Here is a 7,392-nt window from a genome sequence, read left to right on the forward strand (position 1 = left end):
TGTCTGCTGATCTTAGATGCCGGCGGCGCCTCTGGTGCAACCGTAGGGGCATAGTAGTGCATAAGCCGTTGCTTTTTCAATGCACAAATGATGTCCGCACGCTGGCACCTGTTTGGGGTTGTACCAGGTTGAGACGACGGGACTGCGCAGTACCGCCAAACGGCTAGACCCTGCCCAAATGGGCGTAGACGAATTGCAGGCTCTTCTTTTCCTGCAACTGGCTACAGAATAGCGGTTCAATTCGGACCCATGTCCTGCGCGAAATTGTCCTGCGCGAAATTGCAGGGGCTGCGCTGAACGGTGGATTGGAGAGACGGCGATGACGGAAACTCGTCCCTTGTCGGAAACGGCGCCGAACGCGAACACCAATCAGATCACGGTCGCAAGCGCTGCCGCCGGGCACCTCGCGCTGGTTCCCACCTGGCTTCCCCTCGAACTCGTTCCCGATCCAGACCACAATTCGGCCGGCAGCGGCGGCAATGGAACGAGCATCGGCACGCTCGACAGCAACACGCTCGCCGTCTTCATGCCTTCGAACGCCGCCATAACCGGCCCCCATTCGGCTGCGGACGCGCAGCAGGGAAATGACGCCCTCATCAATCAGCATGTCACCGAGATGGCCGGCATGGGCGGCGACGGCGGCAACGGCAATTCCGCGGGCAGCGGTGGCGGCAATGCCGGCGGTGGCGGGCATGGCACCTTCATTGGCAGCCTGGTGAGCACCGACGTGGGCGTGTTTGCCCCGGTGAACACAGCGGTCGCCGCAGGCCCCGGCTCGACGGCGACCGCCAACCAGGTCAACAACGCCGCGATGCTGCAAGGCGCCACCCAGATCGGCGGCATCGGCGGCTCGGGTGGCGACCACAACATTGCCGGCGGCGGATCGTCCGCCAACCACGGCACATCCATCACCTTCACGGGCGATAACTTCGCCGGACACGGCGGCGACGGCACCTTCATCGGCAGCATGATCGACGTCAACGTCGCGGTGTTTTCGCCGATCAACATCGCCATCGGGGCGGCCGGCGGCGACGCCCAGGCCCACCAGACCAACAACGCCATCTTCGATCAGGGCGGCGTACAGATCGCTGGCATCGGCGGCGCCGGTGGCGGTTTCAACCTGTCCTCCGACACGATCTTCACTGGTGATCAGATGGCCGGCGGCGGCGGTTCCGGCTTTTCGAACGGCAGCATGGTCGATGTCAGCATCGGGTATTTCCACCCCATCAATATCGCCGTTCCGGCCGGCGGCACGGCCGATGCGCAGCAGCTCGACCACGTGCTCTACGATCAGCACGCACTGCAGATGGCAGGCATCGGCGGACTTGGCGGAGAGGGCAATCTGTCCGACGCCCATTCGGCGCTCGTCGACGATATCCTCAGCCTTGTGGACGGCAGCTGAATTTTGTCGAGACCTGCCGCCGCGCTGCGACGGCATCAAGAAGACAGGTATCAAAGCGCACCCGCAACCGGGTGCGTTTGTCTGTCGCCCCCACTCTATTGCCTGCCCCATATCCGCCACGTGGCCCATACCCCGCCCAAAGGGACGTCACCGATTGTCCAGCTAGCTCGCACGCGCAAGAACGCGCACCATTCATTCGCGGTTACCCCGTCTGCCACACGGTATCGCTGGCACCGAACCGCTGAGAGAACACGGGGGTCAAGATACGTAGAGGAGCAACGCTATGCCTATTCCGCAAGCATCTGACACGATCAATCTCAGCAACTCCAATGCTGGCGACGCGAATGCCGGCAACGGCGGTGATGGCTTCAACTATGGTGATATTCACTATAATCCGGTCGCCTATGTCGCCAATTCGCAGACGGTAGAAGGTGCCTACACCAAGCTCTACAACGGGGATCACGTCTGGCAGGACGCTGGATGGGGAACCGGTGACGGCGGCGAAGGCGGACTTGCCCAGGCTCGTGACGGCTTCCTTGCCTCGCTGACCAACAGTGGCTCCGGTGGAGCCGGCGGCGACGCCACCTCCAGTGGCGATCAAGGCAACACCAGTGGTGGCAACGTGGCAGCGGTCGCTGCGGACACCACGGCAACACAGAACACGCAGTTCCTTGCCGACCAGCATGCAACCATTCTCGCCGGCGTTGGCGGCAATGGCGGCAATGGCAACCAGGCATTGGGCGGCGACATTTCTTCGGCCCTGGTTCATACCAATCCGTTCACGGAAACCAACACCTCGACCGAAACCAACACGTCTACAGACACATCGACCGAAACCACAACGGTCTCGAATGCGCTCGACAATTTCATCAACGCGTTCGGATCGATCGACCTTAGCGATCTCGGTTCGTGAATTGGCAATGAGGATCGTCGGCTTCGGCCAACGATCCTCATCCTTGTCTGTGCCGTGCCAAAGCCCTGCCTTGTCAGAGTCGATTGCACCGAGATCTGATAATGACAACCAACTCGCAACCCTCGCCGCGCGAACCGACGCATCTGGTCATGGCCCTGAGGGCTTCAGCCGGAGCCTTCGGCTTGGTCTTCCTTTACAGCTGCGGCTACAACCTGTTTCTGCTCGCCCCATCCATCTATCTGCTGCAAATCTACGATCGCGTGCTGTCGAGCCGCAGCGCCGACACGCTGGTGATGCTGACGCTGATTATCTCCGTCGCCGTGGTGGTCGGGTCGCTGCTTGACATCGTGCGTCGGGCCGCCCTTTCGCGCATCGGCAGCTGGCTGGACCATCGGCTGCGCCCGGTGGTTCTCACCGCCTCCTTCGAATATGGCGCGCGCACCAGCTCCGCGGCCGCGACGGATTGCTACAAGGACCTGTCGACGCTCAGGCAGTTTCTGGATTCACCCGCAAGTTCGCTGCTCTTCGACGTGCCCTGGGCGCCGGTTTTCCTGCTGCTTTTGTTTCTCGTCCACCCGCTGCTCGGCGTCATCGGCCTGCTGAGCGCCGCCTCCCTGCTGCTGTTGGCAATCCTCACCGAATTGTCGACCCGACGTCCCCTTGCCCACGCCAATCGTGCGCTTGCGCGCAGCTACCTGCGCTTTGCGACCGCCCTCAAATACATTCAGGTCATCCGCGCGATGGGCATGCAGGACGGCGCAGCCCAGATCGTCTATCGCGACGCCGAAGCGGCAAGGAAGGCCCAGGATGCCGCTATGCAGCGCACCGAGGTCATTCTCGGCCTGTCGAAATCCGTGAGAACGCTGACGCAAATCCTGATGATGGGCGCTGCCACCTGGCTGGTGCTCGAGGAAAACAGCAGCCCCGGCATCATCTTCGTCGCCAGCCTTCTGCTCGGCCGCGGGCTGGCGCCGGTCGAAGGGGCGATCGGCGCATGGCGCTCGGTCGCCTTTGCCCGCAATGCCTTCAATCGGCTCAATCAGATGCTGATTGCGGTCGCAGCCGATAGCGACGCGCGCATGGTTCCCGTGCCCGAGCAAAGCGGCCTCATCCTCGACAGCGTTGGCTACACCCTGCCCTATCCGGACAGGCAGATCTTGCAGGGCGTCACCCTGCGGCTGGCGCCGGGCGATTGTGTGGCCCTGATCGGGCCATCGGGGTCGGGGAAATCAACGCTCGGACGGATCATTGCCGGCGTCGAGCCGGCGACCAGTGGCTGTGCCCTTCTTGGCGGCGTCGACATCGCCGCCCTGCGCCTGTGCGCGGGGACACGCCATGTCGGCTACCTGCCGCAGGACATCGAACTCTTCGGCGGCGCGGTCAAGGACGTGATCGGCCGGCTGGATGGAGCCGATCCGGGCAAGGCGATCGAGGCGGCGAAGCTCGTCGGCCTGCATGAGACGATCATGCGGCTGCCCAAGGGCTACGACACCGACATCGGCGAAGGCGGCGGGCTGCTCCTGAGGGCGCAGCGCCAGCAGCTTGGGCTGGCGCGCGCTGCCTACGGCAATCCATCGCTGGTGGTGCTTGATGATCCAAACTCGAGCCTCGACTACGACGGCGAACGCAAGCTGTTCACGGCCATATCGCGGATGAGATCGCGTGGCATGATCGTCGTCATCATCACCCATCGCATGGGTATCCTGCCCGTCACCAACAAGATCGCCATTCTGCGCAACGGCACGGTCGATGCCTTCGGCGACAGCGAACAGATCTTCGAGGCACATCTTCAGCCTCCGGCGCGAACCGGAACGTAGGAGGAGGACGACACGATGCATCTCGTTCAGATCGAACCGCCTCCAGCACGGATCATTGGCGCGGCAAACGTGGCCCACCGCCCGATAAAGCCGCAGGGCCCAATCGGAAAACTGCTGACCTATTCGCCGCAGGACGGCATCAACCCGATCGAGCTTGCGGCCGCATCGCCGATGTCACGGCTGCGTTCCGTCGCCTGGACCGGCAATCTGCTGATCGGCTTCTTTGTCATCGGCCTCGGCACTTGGTCGGCACTGGCGCCGCTCAGCAGCGCGGCCATCGCCTCAGGCGTCGTCGAACCGGAAACCAGCCGCAAGACCATCCAGCATCTCGAAGGCGGCATCATCCGGCAGATCCGCGTCAAGAACGGCGATGCGGTCACCTCCGGCCAGGTGCTGATCGAACTGGACGATACCAAATTCCGCTCCGAACGCGACAGCCTCCAAGGACAGCTGTGGGACGCGGATGCCAGGCGCGCGCGGCTGCTTGCCGAACAGGATGACGCAGACAGCATAACCTATCCGCCAGAAATGCTGGCCGTGATGGCCGACAACGCCGCCATCCGGGCGATCGTCACCGGCCAGCAGCGGATCTTCGAGACCCGTCGCCAGGTGTTGCAGTCGGAGATCGCGATCACACAGGAAAGAATGAAGCAGGTGCAGCAGGAAGTCGCCGGCCTCGCCGCCCAGAAGGCAGCGTTGAGCGAACGGGTCGAAATCTCCAGGCAGGAGCTTGAGAGCGTCACGACGCTGACGGCCAAGGGATTGGAAAAGAAAAGCCGCGTTCTCAACCTGCAACGGGAAAAGGCGGATATCAGCGGACGACTGGGTGAAATTTCGGCGCAGATATCCCGTGCCTACCAGGTGATCAGCGAGGCCCAGGCCTATCTTGTGAAACTTCGAAGCGACCGGCTGAACGAAGTCGCCCAGACCACGCGCGAAACTGAAACCCAGATCCTGCAACTGAGCGAAAGGTTGCGGGCGATCGACGACCAGCTGGCCAGAACCGCGATCCGGGCGCCGGAAGACGGTGTAATCATGGATTTGCGCATCCATACCAGCGGTGGCGTCATCGGCGCCGGCGAACCGCTTGTCGACCTCGTCCCGCGCAAGGGACGCCTGATCGTTTCGGCCAGAGTACGACCTGAAGACATCAATCTGGTGCATCCGGGTCTCGAGGCACAGGTCCATCTGCTGCCTTACAATCAACGCCGGGTGCCGCTTCTGAAGGGAAAGGTCGAATATGTATCGGCGGATCGCCTGGTCGACAAGCAAACCGGGCAATCCTACTACGCCGCGACGATCCATGTGGCTGATGAGCGCTTGGCCAAGATGAGCGAAGTCGAGCTGGTGCCCGGCATGCCAGCCCAAACGCTGATCGAAACGGGCACGAACAGCGTCGCCCTCTATGCGCTGAGGCCGCTGCTCGACAGTTTCAACCGGGCATTTCGTGAGGACTGAAACATGCTGTAGCCGGCTGCTCTGTGCGCGACGCGAATGGAGGTACGTGCTCCGTTGCCGCCCCATGCCCCTTGCATCCCTGGCTTGGTTCCACCAAAGGACACCATGATGGGCAAGCGAAAATTCGATGACGACGAGATCATGGACATCCTCCGGGAGCATCAGGCCGGCGCGACAGTGGCTGATGTCTGCCAGCGCTACGGCGTCAGCGAACCGACTTTCTACCGCTGGCAATCCTCGCAGCTTCGAACCGTTGGCTTCGACGTCAAACGCATAAGGGCACTGGAACAGGAAAACCAAAAGCTGAAGAAGCTCTTGGCCGAAGCCATGCTGACGGCCGCGACCCTGAGCGAGATGCTGGAGAAGACCTCGAGATGACGGCGGCTAGAGCGTTTCCGGTTTAGACAGAGTCGCAGAAACGCTCTAGCATCTTGTTTTTAGGCATTTCCTGACGGAAAACCGCTTCGCACTTTTCCTGGAAATGCTCTAGGTGACCGCCGCGCCATCGCCGGGCGACGATCTGCCGCCGAGCCGTGCGACCACCTCCGTGCGGTTCTGCACCTGCAGCTTGCGCATGATGTGCTGGAGATGCATCTTCACGGTATGGCCCGACAGGTTCAGCTTGCCGGCGATGACTTTGTTCGAGGAACCGCACTGCAATTCGGCCAGCACATCAGCCTCGCGTGGCGTGAAATCGGCCAGCATAGGATCGTCGTGGCGCAACCGTTTGGGTTCGGGCTGCTCCTCCGCTGGCACCAGATGCAGCGCCGCGTCGTCGCCGAACGCACCCAGCGGATGCGGGCAGAACACGCCGCCGGCAAGCACAAGCCTCAAACCGGCAAGCGCAATCTCGATTGGCAGCGCGGTGGTGAAGAAGCCGCGGATCCCCATCTGCAGGGCCTGCGTCGCGACGGAAACATCGTCCGTATCCGACAGCAAGGCGATCGGTGCTTTGGGAAAGCGCGCGGCAACGGCCGCCAGATCGTCGAGCAAGCTGCTGCTTCTGACGCCCCTCCCCGCCAGATCGAGCGTAATCAAACGCACGTCCATTCCGAGAGCCTTGTCCAGACTTGCAGTCGAGATCATATCGATGAAGGTCCACCCCGCAAGTTCGCGCTCAAGCAGCGTGACGATGGCAGTGCGGGCAAGCGTGTGCGGTTCGATGACGATGCCGGTCGGTGCATTGCGCGCTTTGCGGCGCACCGCTCCTGAACTGATGGACACAGGTCGACCCCCAGGATGTTTGCAACCTCTAAGGGATGCATACTAGGCCCGGAGATGCATCATGTCATGAGAAAATCAGGATTAATCCTATTGGACCAACGGCAACATGGCATTGAAATCAAACATATTTTTTGAGTGCATTTCGCAAGGCTGACTGTTGTAACATATCTTGAGTAGTGAAATCCGCGTTGTTCATCGAGACAGTGATGCAAGGCGCGTCGATCACGCGACCCTGAATTTGCAACTCGATCTGGCGATACGCGCCTGGCCCCGGCGAAACATTTGGCAAACTGGCTCTGCTCCGCGCCCCTAGGCACTGGACGGTTTCGGTTGACCATTTCAGTCCGACGGACCCAGCGGGGTTGATGGAGCCGGTTGCGCAGCACTTTGTGATCCGGGGAATTTCAGGCGGTAGAGTTGCGCCCGCGCGGGGTTTGGTGGCCTGCATGGGCGGCTGATCACTATCCCGTCGCACGCCTCGCTGCAAGCAGGCACATGTCCTATTCTGCGCACCGCCGGTGTTTTCTGGATTTTGTTTCGGGGCCCTTTTGCTGGCTTTGTCGCTGTCCCAGAACGCC

Annotated in this window: 7 protein-coding genes; 5 read left to right on the plus strand and 2 right to left on the minus strand. The window is 61.8% G+C overall.

The window, feature by feature from the left end; all coding sequences use genetic code 11:
• The first annotated feature begins 319 nt into the window (after positions 1-319).
• From AC1Q80_RS14170 to AC1Q80_RS14190, 5 genes are all read left to right on the plus strand, one after another.
• A complete protein-coding gene (locus AC1Q80_RS14170; RefSeq protein WP_173423826.1) occupies positions 320-1,402 on the plus strand; it encodes a hypothetical protein in 1,083 nt (360 codons plus the stop codon).
• A 283-nt stretch (positions 1,403-1,685) separates the two neighbouring features.
• Positions 1,686-2,315: a PE-PGRS family protein gene (locus AC1Q80_RS14175; protein ID WP_173423825.1), complete on the plus strand. Its 630-nt coding sequence runs from the start codon at positions 1,686-1,688 to the stop codon at positions 2,313-2,315.
• 101 nt (positions 2,316-2,416) lie between these two features.
• Positions 2,417-4,132, plus strand: coding sequence for a type I secretion system permease/ATPase (locus tag AC1Q80_RS14180; RefSeq protein ID WP_492360781.1), 1,716 nt, complete (start codon positions 2,417-2,419; stop codon positions 4,130-4,132).
• A 15-nt stretch (positions 4,133-4,147) separates the two neighbouring features.
• Entirely contained in the window at positions 4,148-5,590 is a 1,443-nt protein-coding gene (locus AC1Q80_RS14185; RefSeq protein WP_492360782.1) for an HlyD family type I secretion periplasmic adaptor subunit, read from the plus strand.
• Positions 5,591-5,695: 105 nt separating this feature from the next.
• Positions 5,696-5,968 (plus strand): transposase, encoded by a 273-nt coding sequence (locus AC1Q80_RS14190; RefSeq protein ID WP_492360783.1) that lies wholly within the window; start codon positions 5,696-5,698, stop codon positions 5,966-5,968.
• A 108-nt stretch (positions 5,969-6,076) separates the two neighbouring features.
• Here AC1Q80_RS14190 and AC1Q80_RS14195 read toward each other — a convergent pair whose 3' ends face one another.
• Positions 6,077-6,814 carry a response regulator transcription factor gene (locus AC1Q80_RS14195; protein WP_492360784.1) on the minus strand — a complete coding sequence of 246 codons (738 nt, stop codon included), beginning with the start codon at positions 6,812-6,814 and terminating at the stop codon, positions 6,077-6,079.
• Positions 6,815-6,932: 118 nt separating this feature from the next.
• Positions 6,933-7,392, minus strand: a 460-nt coding sequence (locus tag AC1Q80_RS14200; protein ID WP_492360785.1) for a hypothetical protein, incomplete at its 5' end; no start/stop codon positions are given.

The organism is Ensifer sp. GW823-FHT05D09 (assembly GCF_058795755.1).